Origin of the sequence: Paenibacillus sp. G2S3, from assembly GCF_030123105.1 — a bacterium.
GTDB lineage: Bacteria > Bacillota > Bacilli > Paenibacillales > Paenibacillaceae > Paenibacillus_AQ.
In genome coordinates, this window is the sequence record NZ_CP126095.1 from 3,547,994 (window position 1) to 3,574,927 (window position 26,934).

Annotated in this window: 16 protein-coding genes and 1 pseudogene; 8 read left to right on the top strand and 9 right to left on the bottom strand. The window is 42.5% G+C overall.

The genetic code is table 11. From position 1 onward, the window contains the following. The first annotated feature begins 164 nt into the window (after positions 1-164). The 6 genes from QNH28_RS15420 to QNH28_RS15445 all read left to right on the top strand — a co-directional run bounded on the left by QNH28_RS15420 (position 165) and on the right by QNH28_RS15445 (position 17,023). Positions 165-5,771: a golvesin C-terminal-like domain-containing protein gene (locus QNH28_RS15420; RefSeq protein WP_283907480.1), complete on the top strand. Its 5,607-nt coding sequence runs from the start codon at positions 165-167 to the stop codon at positions 5,769-5,771. 265 nt (positions 5,772-6,036) lie between these two features. Beyond that, entirely contained in the window at positions 6,037-6,978 is a 942-nt protein-coding gene (locus QNH28_RS15425) for a hypothetical protein (RefSeq protein WP_283907481.1), read from the top strand. 109 nt (positions 6,979-7,087) lie between these two features. Further along, the gene (locus QNH28_RS15430; RefSeq protein WP_283907482.1) at positions 7,088-13,861 is read left to right on the top strand and encodes a stalk domain-containing protein; all 6,774 of its coding nucleotides are present in this window, start codon (positions 7,088-7,090) and stop codon (positions 13,859-13,861) included. A gap of 324 nt (positions 13,862-14,185) precedes the next feature. After that, on the top strand, positions 14,186-14,764 hold the full coding sequence (locus QNH28_RS15435) for a TetR/AcrR family transcriptional regulator (protein WP_283907483.1): 579 nt from the start codon (positions 14,186-14,188) through the stop codon (positions 14,762-14,764). Positions 14,765-14,929: 165 nt separating this feature from the next. Next, complete coding sequence (locus tag QNH28_RS15440; RefSeq protein ID WP_283907484.1) at positions 14,930-15,628, top strand: SDR family oxidoreductase; 699 nt, start codon at positions 14,930-14,932, stop codon at positions 15,626-15,628. Positions 15,629-16,117: 489 nt separating this feature from the next. Then, positions 16,118-17,023, top strand: coding sequence for an SDR family oxidoreductase (locus QNH28_RS15445; protein ID WP_283912161.1), 906 nt, complete (start codon positions 16,118-16,120; stop codon positions 17,021-17,023). A gap of 200 nt (positions 17,024-17,223) precedes the next feature. Here QNH28_RS15445 and QNH28_RS15450 read toward each other — a convergent pair whose 3' ends face one another. Further along, on the bottom strand, positions 17,224-17,940 hold the full coding sequence (locus QNH28_RS15450) for a hypothetical protein (protein WP_283907485.1): 717 nt from the start codon (positions 17,938-17,940) through the stop codon (positions 17,224-17,226). A gap of 85 nt (positions 17,941-18,025) precedes the next feature. On the opposite strand from QNH28_RS15450, the gene QNH28_RS15455 reads away from it, so the two are divergent. Beyond that, positions 18,026-18,133, top strand: coding sequence for a hypothetical protein (locus tag QNH28_RS15455; protein ID WP_283912162.1), 108 nt, complete (start codon positions 18,026-18,028; stop codon positions 18,131-18,133). Between the two features lie 95 nt (positions 18,134-18,228). Further along, positions 18,229-18,456 (top strand): hypothetical protein, encoded by a 228-nt coding sequence (locus tag QNH28_RS15460; RefSeq protein ID WP_283907486.1) that lies wholly within the window; start codon positions 18,229-18,231, stop codon positions 18,454-18,456. Positions 18,457-19,316: 860 nt separating this feature from the next. Here the strand turns inward: QNH28_RS15460 and QNH28_RS15465 are convergent. The 8 genes and pseudogenes from QNH28_RS15465 to QNH28_RS15500 form a co-directional block, all read right to left on the bottom strand. After that, positions 19,317-19,856, bottom strand: a complete 540-nt coding sequence (locus tag QNH28_RS15465) for a putative immunity protein (protein ID WP_283907487.1) — start codon at positions 19,854-19,856, stop codon at positions 19,317-19,319. A 15-nt stretch (positions 19,857-19,871) separates the two neighbouring features. Continuing rightward, the gene (gene asnB, locus QNH28_RS15470; RefSeq protein WP_283907488.1) at positions 19,872-21,749 is read right to left on the bottom strand and encodes an asparagine synthase (glutamine-hydrolyzing); all 1,878 of its coding nucleotides are present in this window, start codon (positions 21,747-21,749) and stop codon (positions 19,872-19,874) included. Between the two features lie 166 nt (positions 21,750-21,915). Continuing rightward, positions 21,916-23,028: pseudogene (locus tag QNH28_RS15475) on the bottom strand (hypothetical protein). A gap of 172 nt (positions 23,029-23,200) precedes the next feature. Further along, on the bottom strand, positions 23,201-24,139 hold the full coding sequence (locus QNH28_RS15480; protein ID WP_283907489.1) for an alpha/beta fold hydrolase: 939 nt from the start codon (positions 24,137-24,139) through the stop codon (positions 23,201-23,203). 282 nt (positions 24,140-24,421) lie between these two features. Further along, complete coding sequence (locus QNH28_RS15485; protein ID WP_042188496.1) at positions 24,422-24,646, bottom strand: DUF896 domain-containing protein; 225 nt, start codon at positions 24,644-24,646, stop codon at positions 24,422-24,424. Positions 24,647-24,672: 26 nt separating this feature from the next. Then, complete coding sequence (locus QNH28_RS15490; RefSeq protein WP_283907490.1) at positions 24,673-25,095, bottom strand: MarR family winged helix-turn-helix transcriptional regulator; 423 nt, start codon at positions 25,093-25,095, stop codon at positions 24,673-24,675. Positions 25,096-25,241: 146 nt separating this feature from the next. Continuing rightward, positions 25,242-26,339 (bottom strand): HAMP domain-containing sensor histidine kinase, encoded by a 1,098-nt coding sequence (locus QNH28_RS15495; RefSeq protein WP_283907491.1) that lies wholly within the window; start codon positions 26,337-26,339, stop codon positions 25,242-25,244. A 216-nt stretch (positions 26,340-26,555) separates the two neighbouring features. Continuing rightward, the gene (locus QNH28_RS15500; RefSeq protein ID WP_283907492.1) at positions 26,556-26,879 is read right to left on the bottom strand and encodes an AAA family ATPase; all 324 of its coding nucleotides are present in this window, start codon (positions 26,877-26,879) and stop codon (positions 26,556-26,558) included. Positions 26,880-26,934 lie beyond the last annotated feature (55 nt).

The following is a 26,934-nucleotide window of genomic DNA, read 5'->3' on the forward strand; positions in this document are numbered from 1 at the left end:
TCTTAAAATCAAAGAAATTTCACAGTTCTGTAACATGCTATGATAAAACCGACAGAGCGGGCTTAGTTAGAAGGATAAGGCTAATTGCTTCTATACGATCTTCGAACAAAGGAGGGCAATATTATTTTGAAAGCGTTATCAACACAAGGGAGGCTGTGAGTTGTATGATAAAAAGGAAGCTGTTTTTCTTAATCGTTTTCATCGTGACGATATTAGTTCCTTTCAGCCTAGTCGGACTAAGGACCGCATACGCGGAGCCCTTACCGTATAAGACGATTATCATCGATGACGGGAGCATCACGATCAATGATGTTGTGACACCTGATGTGGGTAACGAGAACAACGGATATTCAGCTCCGAATTGGACCACAAGTACAGGGGTGAAGGGATATGATAACTCCAGTTCTAAATATACGAGTACAGCAGGCAGAGCGATATCCTGGAATCCACGATTGGAAGCGGGAACGGCGAGAATTTCGTTATACAAACTTAACTGGGAAGATAAAGCAGATAGCAATGTGAAAATTGAAATCGTCCACAATGGAACGACTGACGTTCTCTATATGGATTTGCGGCCTTCATTTGGTGCTCCTGCGGGATGGGTTGATTTGGGAGAGTACTATTTTTCCGGAGTTGGTAAAGAATTCGTTAGATTAACTCGGTCTACCAGCACAACCAGCACGATAATTACGCGAGCTGATGCGGTCAAGTTCGAAGGGAATATTCAGCAAAAAGAGCCGCATAAGACGATCATCATTGATGATGGAAGCCTCACGATTGATGATGTCGTCACCACTGATGTAGATAACGCAAATAACGGGTTCTCCGCTCCTTATTGGACTACAAGTACGGGAGTGAAGGGATATAATAATTCCAGTTCCAAATTTACCGATGCAGTAGGAAGAAGCATCACATGGAATCCGCGATTGGAAGCAGGGACGGCGAAAATTTCATTCAACAAGCTTGATTGGGCGGATAAAGCAGACAGTAATGTTAAAATTGAAATTGTTCACAATGGGATTACGGATGTCATGTTTATGGATCTGAGGCCCTCGTCGGGCCCATCGGCCGGATGGGTTGATTTGGGGTCCTATTATTTCAGTGGTGATGATAGCGAATTTGTCAGACTGACTCGAACGCAACCTACGACCGGAAAGATCATTACGCGGGCCGATGCGGTCAAGTTTGAAGGGAATATCCGGCAGCAAGCTCCGCCGTTGCCTCCGCTGCGTAGCCGTACATTGGCGAATCTCAGTTACACGGAAAAAGGCAGCATCGAGAATGCCAGCTACAAAGTAACCTTCTATGAAGCAGCTTGGGATGGTGGCAAATCCATCGTTCGTGATTTGTTCTACAAGGACTCGGATACGGGGAACTGGGTGCCTGTCAATAATGTGGCGGAAAGACTTGAAGAGCAATGGGTCTTATTAGATGGGAATGCGGGGAGTCTAACCAATTACTACGATACGATGAACAAACGCTGGATTACATTCGACGAGATTGATTTCCCTGACAGCCACACGGCGATATTAACCGATTCTTCACATGGAAGCGATTACGATTTACAAGTGAACTGGTCCATGTCAGGGGATAAACCTGATGTTTCCTTCGCCTTTACACCCCGCCGGGATGGCAATTATGTGATCGGCTATCAGTCTTTCACAACTGAGCAAATCTCTGGCATCAATGAGGTGTTAAATGGTTTTAGGTCACACTCCAAAATGGTAGGTTCGGTGGAATCAACAAGCTTAAGGGAGCTAAGCGCTCCAATGAGTCTGGTTGAAAAGAATGACGGTTCGGGGAATCCATTGACGTATGGGGTATTTGTACCTTCGGATGAGCTCCCGGTTGAATTTGAACCGACGGGAGGTGTTACGAAACAAAGGCTTGGCATGAGCCTTGTCAACAACGAAGGCAGCGTGCAGCCAATCTTGTATGCTCCTCAATTAGGGACTTATTCGCAAATGGCCGCAGAAAGAACTTATCAATTTCATATGGGACTAATCGCTCAAAAAAGCAATTTGTATGAGTCCTACGCGGATATTCTTCGCAATGAGTACGGTTATTCCGCATACCGGGAAAATGTATCAGATCAGTCGCTTACTGACGCGATGTTCAATATGATCGATTTACTTAAGATAGAGCCGCAAGGGGATGACTCTGTTGATTATGTCCCGTCACCCAGCGGATGGTGGAGCCGTGCCAAGGGCTTTATTGACATCGAAAACGAGGATAGTGTTCGAACAAGCTCGAATGCGGTTCTTTTGGGGGCTTACTATTTGACTGGGGATGACCAGCTTTACGATACGAGAGCATTGCCATCCGTCCAGTATGGCTTATCGCGAAATGGTATAGGCTGGTCGCCGACGCAGAAGCCAGTATACGGTGTGCCGTCGTTATGGAAAATGGCAACCTTGCCGTTTGATTTTTCAAGCGTAGCCGCTGTCAATCAGATGATGGGGACTACGGCAGGAATTGGAGCGCTGGCACAGGAAGAGTACCTCGTGCGTGATTCTGACCAGAAAGACCGGGGTCCTGTCATTCAGCCCCTGATGATGTATCGTATGACGGGAGATGCGCAGTATTTACAGGCTGCCAAGGATGCAGCCGACAGCTATATCATGCAGCATATTGATACACCTGCATCCGTAAATGTGAGTAAAAATGAGTTCATTTATTATTATAGCAAGCTGTGGATGGAGATCTTGGAGCTTTACGAGGAAACTCAGGAACCCAAATACTTGAATGCTGCTTATAAAGAAGCCAAACGGTATGCAACGATGTTCGTTGCTCGTCCGGTTCCAGAAGGTGCCGTTACGATTCCGCAGCCTGAGACGTATAATTACGCGGAGTCGTTCCATTGGCCGGAAAGTGGTAAATATCAATATCCTCGGATCAAGCTCCCAGAAGATGTAGCCGGAGGCTTACAAGCGGATAGTTGGCTTGTTTCTCCCAATGGATTGACGTTTGAAGCAGGAAGTACAACTGGCTATTATCGGATGAATGCTCAGGAAGCTCCATTCATGCTGAGATTGTCGCTCTATACAGGTGATAAACTGCTGCAGGATATTGCTCATAATTCGGTTATTGGTCGATATTCGAGCTATCCAGGTTATTACTATAAGGGCTTCGCCGTTAGTCAACTTGAACCGGAGTTTCCTCTGGAAGGCCCAAGCGGGGCTACATCTATTTATTATCACCATATACCGGGACAGCTCGGGCAAACGATGGATTATTTGATCAGCGAACAATCGTTGAAATCGAATGGAAATATTACATTTCCTTCTGTATTTGAAACAAATTTTTTATGGTTCAAATATCACCTCTATGGAAATAAACCAGGTCATTTTTACGGTAATTCCAACGTTTGGCTCTGGATGCCTAAGGGGATAATTCAGACCAACCATCCTCAATTGAACTGGATAACGGGAGAGAGCGGGAATAAATTCTACATCGGGTTAAGCAACGAATCGTCAGCTGAAGTCCAGACTCCGATCGAACTGAATGCGCAAATCATTGGGTTCAACCCGGTACAAGATTATACTGTAACCATCATCCGCGACAATGGCACACCAGAGCAAGCGGTTATGAGTGGCGGAATCATTCAAGCCACGGTTTCAAGCAAGGGAATAACCGCTATCATTGTGGAAGGACTCAACATTCAAGTGCCGCTGCACCAGGTCAGAACTGCTGAAACATCGGATGCAAGCTATTTCTTCGATATCCACAGTCCAATAGATGCGGTTAAAGGCATGCTGATCGTCAAGCCCGACGAAACGGCTTACGATGCTTATGTGCAGGCAAAAACGACGAAACCAGCGACGATCCATTATTCATTGGATGGCGGGGCTACGTATACAACCATTCCAGATAAGATCTATCCGATGGAATGGTCGATACGGGTAAACGATTTATCCCAAGCCTTCACTTATTATGTGGAATCGGAAGGGAAACAGACTCGCAAGCGGACACTCTATCTGCCTGATCAGGTAACCGAAACTCCAGTTCAACCGGATTGGCAGGAGGGTTCATCTATCATTGTGGATAATACGGAGGCAGAGACAGAAGGCGTCTGGATACGGGATACAACGGCTAACGACTACTACTATGATAACTATGTGTACGCCAAATCGACTGCCGGCACAGCAACAAGCAGAATTGTATGGCGGCCTAAGCTGCCGGAAACTGTTACTTACAGCGTGTATTACAAGCTTCCGCAAATAACCGCTACCAGTGAAAATTGGGCAACGAATGCCTCATTTACCGTTTATTATAGCGGAGGCTCCGAGACGGTTACCGTAGATAAGACAGCGGCCAATGGGACTTGGGTGCACCTAGGAGCTTATCCTTTTGCAGCAGGCGATAGTGGGTACGTGGAATTAACTAATAAGGCCAATAAGTCTCGAGTAGTTGCCGATGCGATAATGTGGGTGGACCCGAACAAGATGCCGGAATTGGAGTCTGCGGTGATCCTGTCGGATCGGAACGAACTGCAGATGACTCAAACCGCACAACTGAGCGTAACCGGCTATTTGGATAACGGTCTGATTGGTGATCTATCAAAGGCAAATGTGCAGTATTTCGTTGATCGAACCGATCTGGCTGAAGTGGACAGTAGCGGTTTGTTGACCCTTCTAAGTCTCGACGGGGAAAAGGATCACATTGAGGTATGGGCCACTGTAACGATGGACGGGTTGACCTTAACAACACCGCCTTTGACAATTGCGATCAGGGACTTAACGGTTATTGTCGACAGCACGAATACGACTGGGTTGTACACGACAGAAGGGTCTTGGAGTCAAAGCAATTTAGCCGGATACAAAATTGGTGTTAAGTCCCGTTACTCTACCGTTCAAGGATCATCCGCGACGTGGAAAGGACAGTTTCCAGAGGGGAAATATACGGTCTCCGTCTACAAGCTCGTCCATACGACGGCAAATGATAATTATGTCAAAGTGGAAGTGAAGCATCAGTCGGTTACCGAGGTCACGTATATCGATGCATCCGTCGGCTCGTCGGGTTGGGTTAATCTAGGAACGTTCGATTTTACTGGAGACGGCAGCGAGTATGTTCGTTTAACAAGGGTTACTCCGACAACGGTAGATCCGCCAACTCTACCTGCTGATATGATTTATACGAGGGCTGATGCAGTCAAGTTCGAACGGCATTCCAGTAGTCTGCCGTTGCTTGCAAATGGGGTGCCAGGTAAACCGACACTATCGAATAATAGCGGTGTTGCGACAGGCTTACATGATGGCAATTATGAGGTTACGATGAATATGTGGTGGGGAAACAATGGCACACTGTATAAGTTGTACGAGAATGACCAATTGATCCAAACGAAGTCACTCCCCGATGTTTCGCCAGCTGCCCAGACTTCCATTATTCCTATTCAAGGAAAGCCGAATGGAACCTATGTGTATACATGTGAGTTATCGAATTTGTATGGAACGACTTCATGTGATCCACACACCGTCACCGTGACTGATGCGAAGCCCGGCAAACCTGTGTTGTCTAGTGACAACTGGGATCAAGATGGGGACTATAGCATTACTGCTAATATGTGGTGGGGCACGAACGCAGCACAGTATCGATTATATGAAAATGGCGAACTTATTGAAACGCAATCTTTATCTTCACAAACACCAAGTGCTCAATCGGCCACTACACAAATTTCAGGGAAATCTCCTGGCATCTATCAATATCGCGGTGAGTTTATGAATGGAAGTGGAACAACGGAAAGTGATACGATACAGATTATTGTAAAATAAACCTATGAGCTGAGTGGATGAGAACGATCCATTCGGCTTTTTTATTTCTTGGAATTTAGTATTGAACTGTTTAGCTTTAATCATCATTAAGATCAAGTCAAATTTGTTCTAATTCAGTCTAAATAAGCGCTTACATTAGGGGGTAGCTAAACTTACAATTATGTCTATCCATTTAAATTTGGGAACTTCTTCTACAACGGCGACGAATTTTACTGTCATAGACTTTCTTGCAAAGCTAGGCTGAATATTTGAAAGGAGGGACGTCATGGGGATTACTAGACGAAAAACAACTGTGATTATCTTGTTTACCGCTCTGATTGTTTTTGCTTTACTCGTGTTGAGCTTAACTAACAAAAAGGCGGAACTGCCTGGAAATTGGATATTTACAGTAGATGGATACGCCGTAACAGAGGAAGAATTTCAATTTTATGTAAAGGAGCAAAGAGCTATAACGGCAGACTATTTCTTCAGAACTTATGGGGTCCAAGTAGATGAGGGCTTCTGGACACGTCAATACGGCAAAAATCATGAAACTCCATCTGAATACGCCAAAAAATCTGCGATGACTGCATTGTTAAAGACCAAGCAGGAGCAATTTTTTGCAGACGAGCGGGGGATTGCCCCTTACAAAAGCTTTGATGAGCTAAAATCCGACATGGAAGAGGAAAATGTAAAGCGAGCTAAGATGGATGATTCAGAAGGAACTTACTATGGGTTGCCTCAGTTTGACTTAAATCAATACATGCAATATTTAAGTGGCGCCCGTTGGCCGGATTTGGTAGAAACCCAGGTTAAAAAAACGAAAATGAGCGAAGCAGAGTTGCAAGTTGAGTATGCATCAAAAAGTGCGGAATATGTTCGTGTTGCTGATGAATTAACGGCCGCGTTAGCGACAGCGGGACAGGCCAAGGAAGAGAAAGTGCTAAATCGTTTGGATATATCCAAAGAAGAAACCGAGTCTCTTAAGTTCTGGGAGTCTTTAGCTGCTGCTTCTGTAGGTGAGACAGTAATCGGTAAATATATGGGCGAGGATGTCGTTGCCACATTAACCACAAAACCGAAAATCACCAAGCTTAAACTGGAAGAAGTGAAAGATTCCATTATATACGGATGTGCGGAGTCTGACTTGCGAGCGTTAATTGCAAATACGAATAAGTTGAAGATCGTGTATAACGGTAATCGATTCAGTGCATTAGTAGTGAACTAGAATAGTTATGTTTTTAAGTTTATAAAAATCTATGTCTATTGAGACTTTCATAGATGTGGATTTTTTATAAAGTAGTAACTTATTAATTTCAAAGGGAGGGATTTTTGGGATGAAACGATCGAAATGGATGCAAAAAGCTTTGTCGATGATTACGGCAACTTCGTTGGTATTCCCTGGTCTGTTCGGCTTGGCGCCTTCATCTGAAGTGTCAGCTGCGGGAGCGGGCGAATCTTTTGACTCTGTTGTACTAGAATTGACACAAGCAGCAGGTCAGGCAGGCAGGGTAAATCTTACCTATAAAGGTTCGCCTTTAAGCAGTCTGGTGAAGGGACCGGTTATTGACGAGGTTAATTATGATTCCAGCAATTCGAATCTTTTAACTGTTAATAATCAGGGGAACATTACTTTAGCGAGCGGTTATACATTTGCATCGCCAGGTGCTCCGGGCATCCCAGTGACAATCACGGCCGCGGCGAGTTATTACCATGACTCAGATGTGTTATTCATGGAGGATTTCGAGTACAACAATGGTCCGATGACATCAACGGTCAAATTAGGTTCTTCATACACGCTGTCCGATGCTCAGTCCCGTTCCGGATTGAAAGCGATTACACCTTCGAATGATACGAATAATGAAAATGTAGCCCAAGACGTGGCATTGCCGGCAGGGAGCAATTATAAGATGACGGCATGGTATTTTGACCCGTATCCTGATGAGGAGAAGACAGCGACGGATAGAACTCAATTTGCTATTGTAGATGGCAAAAATGGCACCTTTGCCGGGACATTCTATCAAAGTTCAGAGGCTGATGTTATTCATAACCCGACTAGATATACTTGGGCATATGCACCATCATCAGCGGGTACAGCAGGCAAACGTTGGAAAGATAGCGGGGCTTTACGTTCCACAGGCTGGCATAAATTCGAGTGGCTTATTACACCGAATGGTGCGACTTTACAAATAGACGGAACATTAATATCCGATTCAGCGCAAAGTGATATTTACAAAGCTATGAAGAGCGGTACAACCATTCAGCCTAAAATAGCTGGAGGATGGAACAATCAGTCAGGCAACAAAGCTTATATTAAGAATAAACATCTAATCGACGATTTTTATGTTGTAAAAGATGTGGCTACAACAACAGGAAACAGAACATTAACATTGAATTTGGCACCTCCCGGCGGATTGCCAAATTTAGAAATAATCACTCAGCCAACAGCGGCAAAAGTGAAACAAGGTGAGACAGCGACATTTAGTGTTACGGCATCAGCCGCTGCTTCAGCATATCAATGGTATGTATCTGATGACGAGACTGGTTTGAACGGGACAAAAGTCAGCGGAGCTGATAAGGCGCTGTTAACGCTTCCCAATGTGGACTCAGCTTCACAACAAGGCAATTTCTATTATTGCGAAGTGTCCTCGACAGACGGAATTGTGGTGAAATCCAATGCTGTACCGTTGTTGATAACCACCAAGACACAGGTGAATGCGCCAATTAACCCGACGCTTGACTTAGACACGGGCATTTATAGTGGCGCTTCTAATTACGGTGATACCCTTGTAACACTGTTCAAAGACGGTGGACCTGTTGGTTATTATTTATCGAAAAATGGGGGACCCGACCGGCCCAACAATCATGAAAGGCATCATGTTCTGCCCTATGCAAGGGCACTGGGAGTGGGCAACTACACTGTTACAGCCATTGTCATTAATAATGCGGGGGACATCAGTGAAGAAGTTGCAGCATCCGGAAGATTGAAGATCGAGAAATTGCCTGCACCGGTAAATGTCAGATGGAACGGCACATACGCTACATGGGATCGCGTCGCTAACGCATCTGCCTATTCGGTTCAACTCTTCAGTAATGGGGTGGCTAAAGGAAGCCCGATTGCAGTAACAATCAATGATGCGGCTTTGTCCCCGACTTTAAATGATACATTTAAAATAACAGCAAACGGCAATGCAACGTCACGATTCTTGGACTCTGCTGAATCAGGGGAGAGTGCACAATATTCAGCCAACATTGCGCTAATTCGCCAGAGCGATACTTTACGGGCAGGAGATAGAACGCGGTTAATCGTAGACACTGCTGATGTGTTCGTTGCTGATAACATCAGCTTCAGCCCGGTAGATCAAGACAAGGATAAGATTGAAGTTGATGATGCCGGATTCGTAACCGTTAAGAAAGGTTATGTTCCGACAGGGAACGAAGAGGTCACTGTTCAGGTGAGCGTTGATTATTTCAATAAGGCTGACACTATGTTTTACGATGGATTTGAAGGGGAGAAGAAATTTTCAAATGGTACGAACGGATATGTTCACAGCGATGTGATGTCCCGTACCGGAGGAAAGGCCGCAACATCAAGCGGCGCCGGTCAGGTGGCTACTGTTCCAGGAACCTATAATTACGCCCCTGCAACCGGTAAGACAACAATCGTTACTGCTTGGTACTATGATGATGGCAGAGCGGCTTCCAATGACCACGCTGTCTTTGGCTTAACCCCATCATCCAATGAACATATCGCAATAAATTATGGCAATGGAGATGGCGATTGGGCGGCAAATCTGACCAATTACGCAGTCAGACCCGGTTCATCAGGGAGATTCTATCCTGTAGATGTCAAGCGAAGCGAAGGCTGGCATAAATTCCAATGGTTCGTTACATCAACAGGAACGACCTATAAAATCGATGGACAAGACGTTCAAAGGCAATCAACAGATGGCGGCAATTTTGATACCCTAGTTAAGAACAATATTTCCAAGATCGATGCATTGCAGCTTGCTACGAACTGGGGCAACAAGGCTGGAACGGTTAAGGATATACAGAACAGGCACTTTATTGATGACGTATATGTTATCGATAGTGGAGTAACAGCCCAAACCGGAACAGCTTCTATTACGCTAAGGCTCATGCCTAAAGAGTATAGTAACTTGGAAGACAGCACATATGTTATTGGTCTGGATGACTATAATATCACCGTAAATCCTGATTTAGCAGATCTAGCTGGAGTGGAGATCGGCGCTGTAACTCTGCAGCGGGATGTGGATTATACGGTTAGCGGTAATGTATTGAAGATTAACAAAAAATCATTCGCAAGAAATAATATCGTGCCGGGAAAATATACGGTTAGACTTGATCTGAATCCCGCCGAAATCACATTCGAATTGAACATTCTACCACTTGAAGTCCGTGATTATTATTTCTCCAATAACGGTGACGATCATGCAGATGGACGCACACCGGCTACGGCATGGAAATCAATCTCCAAGATTAATGAATATGTATTTATGCCAGGTTCAACCATTTATCTGGATGCGAATAGCGTATGGAATGAACAAATCAGACTGCGCGGTAATGGTGAGGAAGGGAATCCGATTACGCTTACAAAATATAATACGACCGACCCTAACCAACGCCCGATAATTAATGGTGGAGGAACAGCGTCAAGCCCATCAGGCATTTCCTTAAACGGTACAATTGAGTTATATGACGTTAACTATTGGGTAGTCAGTGGAATTGAAGTAACGAACATCGGCAATAAAGCAGGTGACGGCCGTTCCGGTATCGCTGTAATGTCACGGATTTCCAAGCTGGGACAAGGTCAGTTTAATATTCAAGATTATGCTGATGCTCGTATGCAAGGAATCGTCATTCGAGATAACTACGTGCATGATGTTAATGGGCTGCACCAAGCAAATGGAGCAAGTAAGGTATCCGGCGGTATCATTATTAATGGTTATGTAGATATCTTGGTTGAAGGTAACAAAACCCTTCGCTGCGATAACGAAGGTATTCGCAACAATGCCTACGGACCAAGCAATCCTGGGACGAATAACACAGGCATTACTTGGAGTAACTCAAGCTATCCTTGGGCATCAAACGCTGTGTTTAGAAACAACTGGATTTCTAGTTCGGTTGGAGATGGCATTGTCATGTCCGGCGGGAACAACTCCCTTGTGGAACGAAATGTGGTCACAGACAGCGGTTACAGCTATTTAAGCGATAAGAGCGGCAACCTGGTTACAAACTGGGGGCCAAATAATACAACGCCAACATATCTAGGCTCGCAAAACTATGCGGCAGCGTGGATTATGGCAAGTAAAGGCACGATCTTCCGCTATAATGAAGCCGTGGATAACCCATATCATGCAAGTAATGACGGTATGGCTTGGGATATTGACAACTATTGTCAGGACAATGTGTATGAATACAATTACAGCCGAAATAACTATGGCGGTTGGTACTTACAGATGAATGCTGCCAAGGGCAATATCGTTCGGTATAACATTAGCGTGAACGACGGTCGCAGCCCGGATTTTAACAAGAGCTTTAACAGTCTTATATTACTTGCGGGAGGTTCTTCAACGAGTGAGGAATTAAGCGGTTTATACTATAACAATGTCATCGTCACACCATTGAAGAATAGCAGTTCGTTAGTATTTGATCCGACAGCCTCCAACTTGCATATTTATTTCCAAAATAATATTTTTGCCTACACCGGGGAAAACAACCAGGTTGGTCTGAAAGGCGGGGGAACATCATCTCCATTTGCAGCCGGACGGTTTACGAACAACATTGTATATCCGGCTAATCTTTTTGGTAGCATGAACGCAGGTGGAGGCGGGTATCTAGGTGCAGGCGTAACAGCAACAGACAACCGCTATGTAACGGAAGAGGAACTAAATGCTATATTAAATGATTATAAATCTGCGCCGGAACATTGGATTACCAGCAGCGGAACAGTGGATGCCAAGCTTGATTACAGTGCGATGAACGGGTTCCGTCTTGCTGGCGGTAATAACCTAGCCTATGGTTCAGGTGCCGAGATTGCAAGCCCATATGTGGATCGCGCGAATGCTCTGCCTCATATGACGGAGAGAACAGACTTCTTCGGCAATCCACTTAGCGGCAGAACGCCTTCCATCGGCGCACATAACCCTTATGCGGTAACTTTTGATTCCAATGGTGGCAGCGAAGTGGTGATGAAGTTCGCTGATATGGGCGGGACAATTACCGAGCCAACAGCGCCGACAAAAGAAAACACAGTTTTCGACGGTTGGTATCAAGATGCAGGATTAAACGATGCCTGGGATTTCGTTGCTGATCCTGTTACAAGGGATATTGAATTATATGCGAAATGGGTTGAAGACGCAGGTACTGCGCCAACGATTACGACGAATTCGCTTGCGGTTGGCAAGGTAGGACAGCCTTATTCGACAATTCTTACCACTGATAGCGATAAGCCGATCAAATGGGCCATTGTAGATGGTCTATTACCATCAGGATTGAGCTTGGATGAAGATGCAGGTGTTATCTCGGGTACACCGGATCAATGGGGTCAGTTTACATTCAAAGTTCAAGCTAACAATGACGCAGGCAGTGACTCGAAACCGTTCAGTATAGTGATCACTGAAGCTGTCTCCGTTGACACAGCTCCGGAGATTATCACTAAGTCTTTGCCTAGTGGCAAAGTTGGAGAACCTTATACGGTAACATTAGCGGTATACGGCAGCGAACCGATTACTTGGAAGGTCCAGGGAGGAGATTTGCCAGTAGATTTGAACCTAGATGAAGCAACAGGTGTTATCTCGGGTACACCTCAAGAGGCAGGATCATACGAATTCACTGTTGCAGCAACGAATGATTTTGGTATAGATAAGCGAGTATTGAGCATCGAGATTAAAGAGGATAAGCCAGTTGACACAGCTCCGGAGATTATCACTAAGAATCTGCCAAACGGCAAAGTTGAACAACCGTATACGGTAACATTAGCAGTATATGGCGACGAACCGATTACCTGGAAAGTGAGTGATAATTATTTACCTGCTGGGTTGAATTTAGAAGGAGCTACGGGTGTTATTTCAGGGGTGCCTACTGAAGCGGGAACATACAAATTCACTGTTACGGCTTCCAATCATGCTGGCATGGATACAATAGAGTTAACTATCGTAATTACTGCAAATAATAACGGTGAAGGTTCAGGTGGCCAAATCAGCACGCCGACTCCTTCGCCAGAATCACCGGTAGCGGATCTTATTGATACTACAGTCAAAGAACAGCTGAAGAAAGGCAATTCCATTGAATTGACGATGTCAGCCGGAAAAGATGAGCTTGAGATTCAAAGCGATACGATCGGTGCGATTATTAAAGCCAACAAACCGCTAACCGTTACGAATAACACCGTATCTGTTGAATTGTCCCCTGAATTGTTGAAGCAGTTGAATACAGGCAAGAGGCTGAAGGTTGTCATTAAACCTGTAGATGAAAGAGACAGAGTTATAGAGCGGGGATATGAGTTGAAGATCTTCGCAGATGGTCGGGAAGTAACGGATTATACAGGACTTATACCAGTAACCTTCGATCTGACAAAAGAGAAGTTGTCGACTAACGATATTAGCAAGTTATGCGGTATCATGCTTCGATTAGACGGCAACATGGAACGCTTAGGCGGCAACTATGACCGTGAGACAGGTAAATTTACCTTCATGGCAAAAGGGCTAGGCTATATCTTTGTTACAACCAAGCCTGAACCTGTGAAATTAGAATTTACTCTAGGTAAGAAAGGGTATAAATTAAACGGAATCGAAATGAGTATGGATGTTTCGTTGATGGTAGTTAAAGGCAGAACTTTAGTACCACTGCGCTTCGTTGCGGAGAGCTTAGGAGCAAATGTAGGCTGGGATAACATTACGAAAACCGTAATGATTACCTTGGAAGGTAAGACTTTGTCGATTTCGATCGGTGAACTTGCACCAGGAATGGATGTTGCAGCTGAACTTGTAAACGGACGTACTATGCTCCCATTACGCTTCATTGCTGAGTATTTTGGTGCAGATGTATTCTTCGATAATACTACGAAATCCATTAGTATCATGAAGTAGTATTCGCTAACATTAGCAGCTACACACGAAACCCTCTAACATGTAATGCAATGTTAGAGGGTTTCTAATTTATAAAATTCAAGCTTCTTATCTTAAGGTAATCGAATCATAATAAATTCCGGCACTATGAGGATGTGTAAGAGGAAAAGAACATGTATCTAACGCTACTAGAGCAAAGGGTAGTTCAAAGGAGACTAATTTGATATTTAGCAATTGCAAATTGAGTCATTGATTTTGAAGTTCATCTTTTGATCGGTAAAGAATGAATCCATTCTTTACCGATCGTTCTCAATATGTTACATTTACTATTAGGGAGGGAATAGAATGGCAAGAAGCAAAGAATTCGAAGAGAACGAAGTATTAGATAAGGCGATGAAGCTTTTTTGGGAACAGGGTTACGAGAAGACATCTTTGACAGATCTTGTAGAGCATATGGGAGTTCATCGAAGAAGTTTATATGACACATTTGGCGACAAGCATACGCTGTTTTTGAAAGCAATGGACCGATTTCGCGATAAAGTGAATGCTGAGCTTACGGGGGAAGTTAAACGTTCCAATACTGCAACTGAGGCACTTCAGCTTATCTTTAGTTTCATAATAAATGGTGAAGAAGATACGCCCTCAGGCTGTTTGATGGTAAATTCAGCCGTGGAATTGGCAATGCGCGATGCCGATGTGGATTTGAAGTCCACTGAATCGTTCACCTTATCAGAGCAGCTGCTCAAAGATATTATTCTGTGGGGGCAGAAGGATGCAGAGTTTAACTCAGATTACAATGCCGACGAACTAGCGGAACATCTACATTCTGTTTGTGTGGGGTTAAGGGTAATGACAAGGACTTCAGTGCCTAAAGAAAAATTACATCGAATAGCCGATTTATCAATTAAACTTTTATATAAGTAATTATTATTTAAAGATAATTGCTTATGCACATTCTAGAATGATCGTTCTCGAAATATATTTCGTTTCTTGCTATAGTTTTCTTTCACAAATGATCTATTCTTGTGTTCATTTTAGAATGATCATTCCCATATAGTAGTTAAACGATGAATAAAAGGAGTAAATAAAATGATAATTTCTGAACAAGTGGCATTTGTAACTGGAGCAAACCGAGGTTTTGGCCGCCATCTCACCCTAGAACTTCTATCCAGAGGGGCTAAGGTTTATGCAGGTGCAAGAAATCCGGAAACCATTGATATTCCAGGCGTTATACCTGTAAAGCTTGATATTACCAACACTCAAGAAGTTGAAGCAGCTGCTATCCTCGCTAAGGACGTTACGCTTTTAATCAACAATGCAGGATCATCTACTGGCGCTTCTTTGCTGGAAGGAGATGTGGAAAAAATACAGTTGGAGTTTGATACGCACTTCTTCGGTACGCTATACATGGTTCGTGCTTTTGCACCGATCATTGAGAAAAACGGGGGAGGATCGGTTTTGAATATTCTTTCCGCATTATCTTGGTTTAGTTCCGGAACTGCGGGTGCTTATACAGCCGCGAAGGCTGCAGCATGGGCATTGACGAATGATTTACGTATAAACCTGTATCCACATAATGTGAGAGTAGCAGGATTACATGTTGGCTTTATGGAGACAGACATGACATCCAGCTTAGAAGTTCCCAAAGTAAGCCCTGCAGATATCGCAAAAATAGCTATTGATGGCATAGAATCTGGCAGCTTTGAAATTATTGCTGATGATAACAGCCGAATGATACAAGGTGGACTTGCAGGTGGCGTTCCTGCACTATACCCTCATCTTTCTTAATACCAATTTCATTTTCAACTTAATTTATAGAGGAGAAATCCAGTTCATAGCTTAGTTACTGGTGGACGAAAGAAATAGTATGCGGAGCAAATTATGAAACTAAGCGATGATCTTATGAAGTAATCGGCTTGCTGCATGAAAAAGAATATACAAGAAACGGGAAGGTATAAGCAAAGATAATCTGCTTATGCCTTCCCGTTTCCTATATAAGATGATTAATTGTTGCTTCCGCCATGACGAAGGTCGTCTGCGGGATAGGGGGTAGATCGTCATTTGATTCTCTCTTCGCTCAACTCACCAAAAAAAATGTAGTAGCGTTTATGCTCTAATATTTTCTATTTGACAATTGGAATGGGTTTAGCGTACATAAGGGCTTTATTCCGTTCATACTCTCATAAAGGATTTCATAAGTTGGTAATATAAATAACCATTTTTTAGCAAGCCCACAAGATCTTTTACAAGAGAAATTCAAGAGAAGGGAGGCCTATGATGAAAGGTTATCCTATATATCCCTACATCGGCTGGCGGACTAAGACCGTTATGGAGCCAGTAGCATTCCCGCCGCAGCACCAGGATCAGAACCCCGGTTTGGAGTACTTGATGGAACCCAAGCCTATTTTTGATAATCCCGGTTATATCGGTAGTGGCAAGCTAAAAGGAAAAGCCGCCATCATTACCGGAGGCGATAGCGGATTCGGACGCGCTATCGCGGTAGCATATGCCAAAGAAGGAGCGGATTTGACACTCGTCTATTTGAACGAGCACAGGGATGCAGCAGAGACCAAACAGTACGTTGAGCAATTCGGCGTTCGTTGCCTGATCCTGCCTCGCGATCTTCGCAATCCGGCTGCCTCATCCGAAATTGTGGCGGAGACGATACACCATTATCAAAGGCTGGACATTTTGGTCAGTAACGCCGCCGTGCAGCCGTACACACCCAGCATTATGGACGTTTCTGACGAACAACTGGAAAATACCTTTCGAACGAACGTCTTTCCTATGTTTTATTTGACGAAAGCCGCCATACCTTTTCTTAGTCCAGGCAGTGCGATCATCTGTACGACTTCAAGGGTGGCCTATGAGGGAAACAAAAACGCCATCGACTATTCGGCAACCAAAGGAGCGATTGTATCCTTCATTCGTACAATGGCCGTATCGCTCGCCGACAAGGGAATCAGGGTCAATGGGGTGGCTCCTGGACCAGGATGGACGCCTCTTACTGTGAGCTCTTGGCCTGCTGAGATGGTGAGTACCTGGGGCGTCGACAGCCCGTTCGGTCGTGCTGTGCAGCCATTCGAGGTTGCGCCAGCCTACGTCTATTTAGCGGCCAGCGATTCCATGTTTGTGACAGGCCAAGTATTACACGTAAATGGAGGAGTGATTCGATATTCATAAGAGTGTTTGTTATACCTGGAACATAGTGAAAATACACAAATCCGCCTAGAAGGCCGGTGAGCTCAAAAAGAAGCCAAGAGAAATTTTCGTTCCTGGCTTCTTTTTGGCGGGTCGCTAGCCATGGATGGTCTCCAATGACACAAAAGTGCCAACATAAGGATGTCTAATGAAAGGTTAAATACTTAACGTTGGGGCAACTTTTACTCCTTGGTTTCTTTGTCCTTGCCGCCGATATTAAATCCTAACTTTCCATTATATTTGCCTACCTGTCCGGCAACACCTAAGCCTGCTCCTTGACCACCGCCGAGTTGTGCCTTGGCCTGGGCGCCGAGACCATTTTCGCCACCAAGCTGCAAATGGGTTTGCAGACCCGCGCCTTGACTGAACCCCAAGTGTCCTTCGGCATCAGCACTCATACCGTACTCTCCGCCGACCTGCGCCCCCGTATGAAAACCTGCCTCTTGACCGCCACCTATTTGGGTTTTTGCCTGACCCGCAATCCCGTACTTGCCGAAGGCCTGGGCTTCGGCATTGAGCCCTAGACCCTGGCTGCTGTCCAGATGAGTATTGCCTTGCGCATGGATTCCATATGAAGGAGTGCCTATATGGCCGCCCGCATACATACCCATGCTACCTAAACCTAAATTCCCGCTAGCATTTAAACCAATGCCGTGTTTACCGCCTACTTCTCCTCCAGTATTTAGCTTAATCCCCTGCCCGCTGCATTCATTTTCGTTCATATAACCATTTAAAAGTTCTTTTTTGGTGTTTTCGCTGTCTGAGGGTAGATCTGCCAGACTGCTTTCTGAACGGAAGAGATGGTAGTAATGAGAGTAAGGGAAAGGATTGTAACGGGTAAAGTAAGGGTATACGGATGGATTAGCCTGGCTGTTTGGATATTCGTTCCCAAAGGTCATCTGGGATACCTCCATTATTCAATTTATTACAATAGCCTATTCATGGATGAGTTGAAGTGATACCCTTCCTAAGTAAACTGTATGAATTCAAGGTTCGCAGCCGACGCACAACGAGCCGGGCGAAGTATCACTTATTTTTAACGGGGAAATCTACAACTACCGGGAGCTGCGTGAATCGGTGCCGGCGGCGTGACGAGCTGCTGTGCGCGCGCACCTGGTTACTTCGGACAAATAGGTGGGCGGAACGACCGAAGTCAGTGACCAATATGGTTAATTATGTAAGAAAACATGGTTATTGATCAACTCATTTATATGGGTGGATTTTTTATGCCGGAAAAAGTGGGGGAATCGGCAAAGGGACCAAGTTCTTATCCTATAAGGGACGATGTTCTTGTCTACCGACATCTTGGTTGTCCAATGACACAAAGTTATGTAGGCATATTTGTGTCAATGAAAAATGCGATCGTAGATGCTGAGACAAAAGCCTGTGCACACTGCATTAATGAAACATTATGAATATTTAGTTGTATGGAGGTGCTAATTCCACATGTTTGATTATTTTAGGAACAAAATTTAGATGAATGTTTGACGATTAAGAAAGTAAATGTATCAATTTTGAAATGAACAACGTTTGAACATATTGTTACGCATTACGAAGAAATCATGGAACTTAATGAAAAGGAGCGTGTTTTGATAATGGAAAAGTTTCAATTTCGATGAAAATGAATGTGTTACTTTTTTCTGGAATATCTCTGCAAACGGCTTAAAAGGCGTTAAAGCTACGACTAAGGAAGTCGAGGATACCGGTGTTTGGTTTGAGTTTAAGGGGGATGAAGATCAGTCCGTTTGTCACTTATGGGGAAATGCATCTTTTTGTCCGTGAGGGCAGCACATAAGCGGAAGGCACGCATGCTTTAACGGTGAATTAAAAGACAGCTGCACATTTTGGAGACAACTTAAGTTCAGAAGATATTATCAAATTAATAGAATCATCGGAGTCAAAAGAATCAAACAGGGCTTATTCCAACTCATAGACATATGTACAAAATACGGGTTTTGTGAGTAAGTAGTATATAAATTAATGAGACCAGCCAATTTTAACTCATAATATTGCTAATCAGCTGTTCATTAATGATTGTCAATTCAGTGTTCAAATTAGCGTCCCTTGTATGAACATAATCTTTATCTTTTCTTTTTATAGAAATCAATTTATCTCTAACAAGTATTAATCTTTAAAGTGCGCCTAAATCTCGAATAAAACTTCGTGTGCTTATAGTTGTGTTTTGTTGTTGCATGTTCTTTACGTACCTCTTAAATATAAAAGCTAATTATTACCATTAATTAACTTATATCAGTATCTTCATACACGTTCAGTCTTAAAGCTCCAATTTTAAAAGCAACTCTTCAGCTATCCTTAATTGTCTTTCCCGTTCTTTAGTTGCAGCCTCGGCCACCGAGGAATATTTGGATATATTTACCATTTTTACGGCATAGTCACTGCTTATCATAGCGTGTCCTCTCATATGTCCAGTTGCAATGGCTTGTGCAAAAGAACGAGCAGCATACTTACTTGCTTCGGTTGTGGACTCTTTCGCCAATTCATTGACTATAAATCCAACTTTTCTTAAGTCGAAGGCTCTGATATCACCAGCTATACGCTTTTCTAGCGTTTCTATCCCTAAATCAATTCGCGGGTCATTTACAAGATGTTGATCCAAATGCTCCAGGTGTTCAACAGCAACGCTTAAAGCCCATTTGGCCAGTAACTTCTGTGGTAATTTCTCAAGCTTTTCTTCAAGTTGATTTCTTAATTCATTATTGTCTACAATCTTTATCTTAGGACTACTGTAAGTAAATTCGTTACTTGCTTTTATTTTCTGCTCATGTTTATTCCATGCATATTCTTCAATGTTCAAAAGATCACTCCCCCATTACAGCACGGCACTCTTTAATTGCTTCAGATCTTCTTTCATAAAAAGCGTGTACCACACGGAAAAAATGTAAATTAACCAGATTCTACGCGAATAATCACCTTTATTACTCCGATGCTGGATAAACATCTCTTCGATGATATTCATATTGAATATTTCTTCAATACCACTATATCGTATTTGCTCAAACATTATATCTGAAATCGGGGTCTTAAGCCAATCACGAATGGGTACGGGAAATCCTAATTTTGGGCGATTCACAATCGCATCCGGAACGATTCCTTCCATAGCTTTACGCAAAGCGAGTTTTGTTGTATTTTTGCCAATCCGATTGGAGACTGGAATTTTACTAGCCGTTTCAAAAACCTCTTTATCTAAAAACGGAACTCTTAATTCCAATGAATGTGCCATAGAGAGCTTATCTGCTTTTGACAAAATATCGCCAGGCAACCAAAAATTCATATCAATAAACTGCATTCTTGTCGTAGGATCTAGGTGTACTGTCTTGTCATAAAAAGGTTTAACGATATCCGTCGGATGTAAAAAGCTATTTTGAGCGTGTACCGATTCATGGAGCAAATTCATCTTTCCGCTTTTGTTAAAGATATTAGCATTACCGAAAAAACGCTCTTCTAAAGGTGTCAGTCCCCGAAGTAAATAGTTTTTGCCATAAAAATGATATGGATAGATGGTTAATGATTTTCGTAACGTATCCTTTATGAAGTTGGGCATCCATGTGATGGGTCTTAATGCATCTGGCTCTCTATAGATCCGGTATCCTCCGAATAATTCATCAGCGCCTTCCCCTGATAGGACAACCGTGACATGATCTTTTGCAAGCTGATTTAGATGATAAAGAGCAATGGCGGAAGGATCCGCGACAGGCTCATCAAGATGCCATACCGTTTTCGGAATACTCTCAAAAAAGTCTTCTGTAGATAAGATGTGAAAATAATGATCCGTTCCCAGTTTAGCTGCCGTTTGATTTGCAATGATCGTTTCATTGTTTACCCCTTCAAATCCAATCGAAAAGGTCTTTGTTGATTCTTCAGCTTTCATCATTGCAGCTATAGCTGTAGAGTCAATTCCACTGGACAAAAAACACCCTCTATTCACATCACTTTGTAAATGAAGGTTTACAGACTCTTTCAATTTCCACTGAATTTCTTCCGCATAGTCTGCTAAAGATCGTTTTACCGGATGAAAATGGGGCTCCCAATATTTCTCGATCTTCATTTCACCATAAGCGTTAACAAACAATCGCTCTGCAGGTCCTAATTTATGAATATGTTCAAACATCGTATCAGGGTGCGGGACATACTGAAAAGTTAAGTAGCTAAATAGACTTTGATACTGAAGCTTTCTTGGTACCCCTTGCACTGCAAGTATGCTCTTAATTTCCGAAGCAAATAAAAGGTTATTCTCATCTTTGTAATAATAAAAAGGCTTGATGCCAAAATGATCTCTAGCAGCAAAAAGCGTCTGTTCCTTAACATCCCAAATCGCAAAACTAAACATTCCTCGTAAATGATGGACACAGTCCTTACCGTATTCCTCATATAAATGCACAATGACTTCTGTATCTGATTGCGTTTGAAAGTGATGTCCCTTTAGCTTAAGCTGATCTCGTAGTGTTTTATAGTTATAGATTTCACCATTAAAAACAATCCAAAGAGTACGATCTTCATTCGTCATCGGTTGATTTCCATCACGTAAATCTATAACGGATAACCTACGAAAACCGAGCCCAATCCGAGAATCGAGCCATACACCTTCATGATTAGGACCTCGGTGATTCATTGCCCCTGTCATTTGTTTTAAGGTTTCTTCTTGTGGGGGTTGTCCATTACATTTTAAGATTCCTGCTATTCCACACATGCTATTGTAGTCCTTCCTATAGTAAAGATTAGGATATAGAGTGCCCACAATTGCATTGATCAATCATCTTTTTTTTAGAATCACGCTGGTGAATCGTACTTTAATCCATAAAAAAACGCCGAATGATTCACTATATGAATCGTTCGACGTTTTACGTTTAATGTTTCTATTCGATATTAACCTGCTTAACTATCTTCGCCCCCTGTTTGCGTAAGGCATCGTAATCGTATACTTCTTTAATTTCACCTAACTGGCTTTCAATAGTAGTTAGATCATTCATTTTAAAATAGTTACTCAAAATCTCGTACGGTGTCATTCCTGGTTTCTTCCCAGGTACATCTTCTATCGCTTCTTTCCATGGTAAGTTTGCCTTATCCATCGTTAGCTCCAAAGCAGCCCCAGTTTCATAACGGATACTTCTTTCTAAGAAAGAAGGCGACTCCGCTTGTCCGTTAGCAATAAAATCATACGCTTGCATAAATGTCACATGGTAAGGCTCCTGCTTGGTGGCCAGCACCATTAAATTACCGCCAGTTAACTTACTATAACGATATTCCAAATACCTTGCAGAACCTTCGATAGCCTCTGTCTTCGTCTCGCCAATTAATTGCGGCCATTTATAATATCTGTAATTTCGTACAACTGTCCAATCATGTAAATACTTTTGAACGAGTTCAGGATTGCTTTCAGCCATTGCTTGATCCAACAGTTTGAATTCAATACCCATCAATGCGTAATTTTCTTCATTTATAGGATAGTTTTCGATATACTCAGCACCATTGGCATCATACGTCCATTCTTTTTGTTTGAAGATATGAAACCCTTCGTGCAATAAAAAAGATGAAAAATCAAAATACAGCGCGGGATCGCTGAACATTTTGGGATACTACTTAAAATACATTGTTTCCATACCTTTCAGATTTAGCGTTCCAAAATTAGCTGGAAACCATGCTGAGAGGGTTGTTGGTGAAAAACGACTGATCCGATATACCTTCGGTAAGCCCATCGACTCAGGCAGACTGATTTCTTGAGCAAAAATCCCTTTCTTCATAGGCACATTCACGGCAAACCCTTCGCTACGAAACAGACCGCTATCCTTAGTCGTTCGTACCAGTAACAAGGGTTTGGAGTCAAATCGATAATCCTTATTCCAGAGCTGATCACTGGATTGCTCAAAATGGTTATACAACTCGGATAACTCTGTCAGCATCCGCCGATCGGTTTCAGGCAAGGATTCAAACGTAGTACGGTAGGTCTTATTTAATAAAATCGATACCATGCATATTCCAACTATTGCTGACAATATCGTTAATAGAATGTTTCTTTTTCTATTTCTTTTGCTCATGATTTACCTCGCTGTTTATCTCTTGTTATATGAGTAGTATGATATAAGCTAAAAAAAACGCCGAAAGATTCACTAAACGAATCGTTCGACGTTTTCTCATTCACTCTTATTTTATTTCACTCATGAAGCTTCTGAAATTCTCCACGATTTCTTTCGATTTAGTATGGTGTAAATAATGATCGCCTTCAAACATCATCATCTTCCCATGCAAGGAATCTTTGATCTGTTCTTCATGTAAAGCTGCCCAGCCCTCAACATCCGAATTATCTTTTACTAAGAAGAACATCACGGGAAGTTCTTTAGGGAACTTTAAATTCTCTGCGGCTTTGAAATTGCTTGAGAAATGCTCTGCTTCGCTGATGATATTTGGATTCATCATGTTTTTAAGCGAAATCATTCTATTTTGCTCTTTCGTTTCATCATCAACATCGGGTGCAATGATTTGATCAGGCGAGAGTTTAACCAGCAATCTGTAGAAACCTGATTGTTTAAGTGATTTTAAGGCTGCTGTTGGAAGTTCATCGCCGGCTCCTTGTGCCGGAACACTGCTGTCGATCCCTACGAATGCACTAACTTCGTTTTTGTACTTGTTCACATAGTCTAGAGCATAAATTCCGGATATGGAGTGTCCCATCAGAATATAACGGTCTATATTTAATTGTTGTAAACATTCATGTAATTCACTCACAATATTTTCAGTACTTCGTTCTTTTTCGGTGACATCACTTAATCCATAGCCAAATGGCTCAATCACAACCACTTTGTAAAATGGAGATAGCTCGTCAACTAGCGGCTTAAAATCAATACCCGGCGCTGCAGTTCCGTATCCTGGTAGTAATACCACTGTCTCGTCACCATTTCCATGAATCGTGACGTTCATGTTTTTTCCATCTACAGGTACAAGCTGACCATAGGGCTCGATTTTACCTTTCTCAATTTTGTTGCAGATCACGTTAACAGTAAAAACAATAGCTAGAAAAAGCGCTATGGCTATCACTATAACTCCTATTGCTTTCAGTAAAAAGAAAAATGTCTTTTTCATCATGTAATTCCCGCTCCCCCACATATATTATATCTTCTCTTCTATCCACTTCATTCTAACAATCCAGTCTTAGATCCTGTGAAACACAAGTTTAAGTGAACCTTAACTTTCAGGACCAGCTAACGAATTCGAATTAAGCTTCCGTTAAGATAACTTTTTATAGATAGGATTCCTCTTCCGCCCATTGGATATCACACAAAAAAACACCTTTAGATATTCGCTGATTAGCCCATAGGACCATTCAACGATATTCTAAAGGTGTCCTTCCATTTCATTAGTTAAATATTAGTTCAAAGTTTCTTTACGCGATAAACGAATTTTTTCAGGCGTAACATCATTTCCCTCAGGATCTACAATCGTCACTCCCGATAGACTGTTACGAACTTGTCCACGAATTTCACGTAGATAATCTTCACGCAAAGCGATCTGTTCCACCCATTCACTTTTTGTCAGACCTTCTTCACGTTCTTTCCTGGCTAGTTCATTAATACGAGTCAAACTGGTAATCATCTATGTTCCTCTTTTCTGAGTTTTGATTAGCTTGCTAATAAATTAACAACCATCTGTTTCATAAGCCTTCTTAATAATAAACGTTCTTCGGGTAGAATTCCTGTTAATAATTTATCCAGTTGCTTATTCCATATACGTTCCACAGGTTCACAGAGATTACGTCCGGCTTGAGTTAGATATACTCGGCTTACTCTGCCATCTTCAGGATCTCTTTTTCGAACAACAAACCCATGATTCTCAAGCGATTTCACCATATTCGTAATGGTTGGAGGCTCACAATTCAGACTTTCGCTTAACTGGATCTGTGTCATTCCATCTGATCTCCATAACCGGCATAATAACTGTTCTTGGCCCACATGAAGATTAAATTCTCTAAGCAATGCTGCATAATCTCTACGCATTTCCGCTGAAATTCTATCCAGTAGTTCTCTTATCTCATCTTCAATCACAGCTTGTTCCCCCGAACCACCTTACAAATTAATTAGCAAGCTAATTATATCATGTTTTTAAGAGGATTTCAAAGGTGGACGATCTTTAGATATCACCCACCAACGAATCCTCTTTAGGTTGGAGCTTCATGGTATAGAATTGGTCTTCAATTACTGTTTTGCGGGAGTCTCACTTCAAAGATTGTCCGCACCACACTGCTTTGCGCAGATACGGTTCCATTATGCTGCTCTACTATATTTTTAGTAATAAACAAGCCAAGTCCCGTACTTCCTGTTGGATGTGATCGAGCACGATCACCCGTGTAAAACATATCAAAAATACGTGGCAGCTCTTCCGGTTCAATACAATTTCCATAGTTGATCACTTCAACGACTACCTCGTTAGCGTCCAAGTAACCGTGAATATCAATAAACTGGCCGTCGTTTCCGTATCGGGCCGCATTCGTAAGAAGGTTCTCAAATACACGTGCTAACAATTCCCCGTCACCGTAAATCATCAGAGGTTGTGTCATATCCAATCTGGAGGTTAGACCATTTTTCTCAAAGACTGGATACAATTCTTCATTTAATTGCAAGAGAAGCTCACTGAGATCAATCGATGATTTCTCAAGCTTAAGCTTGCCATAATTCATTCTTGTAATTTCAAACAGCTCATCGATCAATTTTTCTAAACGTTGAGATTTGGTATAAGCAATCGTCGTGTAATGCCTGGTCTGTTCAGGGGTTAATTGATTGTCTTTCAAAATAAAATCCAAATAGCCAATAACCGAGGTTAGGGGTGTACGCAAATCATGCGCCAGATTCAACACGAGTTGATCTTTACTGCTCTCGGCAATGTCTCCCCGCTCAATAGCTTCTTGCATATTCTCAATGGCTAGATTGAGATCATGACCAATTATCCCAAATTCATCTTTGGAGGGTATATCTACTCGTTCGGAAAAATCACCTGACGCTAGCTGATGAATCCCCTTTGATATTTCTTTGAAGTATTTTGCATACGGCTTAGTGAATAAGAAGAAAAATAGAATGGCTAGTGGTATAAAGATAATTAAAAATGTATTCACATCTCCGATATCTCTTATTACATAGCGAACTTGGGTTAGTGGATTCTCAAACTTCACCTCAGAGTGATAATATCGCTGGAGCGCCTTATAGATTAAAAAGGTTATCCCACCGGATACTAACATACTGGCCATCAGCAGCATAATCATTTTTGTACGAAAACTATAAATCATTTTAGGCATTGGATGTATACCCTTCCCCTACAGTATTTATCTTTGTAGTGATAATGGTATATGAATTCAATCTAAATCTCAAATTATTAGCATCACAGATCCTTTTTCTCAAAAATCCGCAATGAAATGAGATAAGAACAGCTGAGTAAGAACACGTAAGCCAGTCCTAGTATGATATAAGGAATAAAGCTAGACTTCACGCCAAAACTCTGCCAGTTCTCTATGTTAGGAAGCCATTGAAGCATACTGCCGATCAAGCAACTCCTTATTGCGTTTTACCAGCATGTATTTATTAGGGAGAGATTCTTTCATCTCATTAAAAACTAGCCGCCCCTCATTCACAAAAACAATATAATCCGCTATCCGGTCTAAATCAGTCGTGTTATGGGTGGAGAAAAGAATAGATTTCTGCTCATCCTGGATATGCTCACTAAGCAGACCAAGCAGTTCTCTTCGGAATATGGGATCAAGACCTGCAGTAGGTTCGTCCATGATGAGCAGATCTGCACCGTGCGATAAAGCAATGGCGAGCGAATACTTCATTTTCATCCCTTTGGAGAGCTCCTTAATCTTTTTCCGCGAGGAAAGCTTGAACATCTCTATG

Excerpts from the sequence above, each read along its gene's own strand:
- QNH28_RS15420 (WP_283907480.1), top strand. The coding sequence starts at position 165 with ATGATAAAAAGGAAGCTGTTTTTCTTAATCGTTTTCATCGTGACGATA.
- QNH28_RS15425 (WP_283907481.1), top strand. The coding sequence starts at position 6,037 with ATGGGGATTACTAGACGAAAAACAACTGTGATTATCTTGTTTACCGCT.
- QNH28_RS15430 (WP_283907482.1), top strand. The coding sequence starts at position 7,088 with ATGAAACGATCGAAATGGATGCAAAAAGCTTTGTCGATGATTACGGCA.
- QNH28_RS15435 (WP_283907483.1), top strand. The coding sequence starts at position 14,186 with ATGGCAAGAAGCAAAGAATTCGAAGAGAACGAAGTATTAGATAAGGCG.
- QNH28_RS15440 (WP_283907484.1), top strand. The coding sequence starts at position 14,930 with ATGATAATTTCTGAACAAGTGGCATTTGTAACTGGAGCAAACCGAGGT.
- QNH28_RS15445 (WP_283912161.1), top strand. The coding sequence starts at position 16,118 with ATGAAAGGTTATCCTATATATCCCTACATCGGCTGGCGGACTAAGACC.
- QNH28_RS15450 (WP_283907485.1), bottom strand. The coding sequence starts at position 17,940 with ATGACCTTTGGGAACGAATATCCAAACAGCCAGGCTAATCCATCCGTA.
- QNH28_RS15460 (WP_283907486.1), top strand. The coding sequence starts at position 18,229 with ATGGTTATTGATCAACTCATTTATATGGGTGGATTTTTTATGCCGGAA.
- asnB (WP_283907488.1), bottom strand. The coding sequence starts at position 21,749 with ATGTGTGGAATAGCAGGAATCTTAAAATGTAATGGACAACCCCCACAA.
- QNH28_RS15480 (WP_283907489.1), bottom strand. The coding sequence starts at position 24,139 with ATGATGAAAAAGACATTTTTCTTTTTACTGAAAGCAATAGGAGTTATA.
- QNH28_RS15485 (WP_042188496.1), bottom strand. The coding sequence starts at position 24,646 with ATGATTACCAGTTTGACTCGTATTAATGAACTAGCCAGGAAAGAACGT.
- QNH28_RS15495 (WP_283907491.1), bottom strand. The coding sequence starts at position 26,339 with ATGCCTAAAATGATTTATAGTTTTCGTACAAAAATGATTATGCTGCTG.
- QNH28_RS15500 (WP_283907492.1), bottom strand. The coding sequence starts at position 26,879 with ATGAAAATGAAGTATTCGCTCGCCATTGCTTTATCGCACGGTGCAGAT.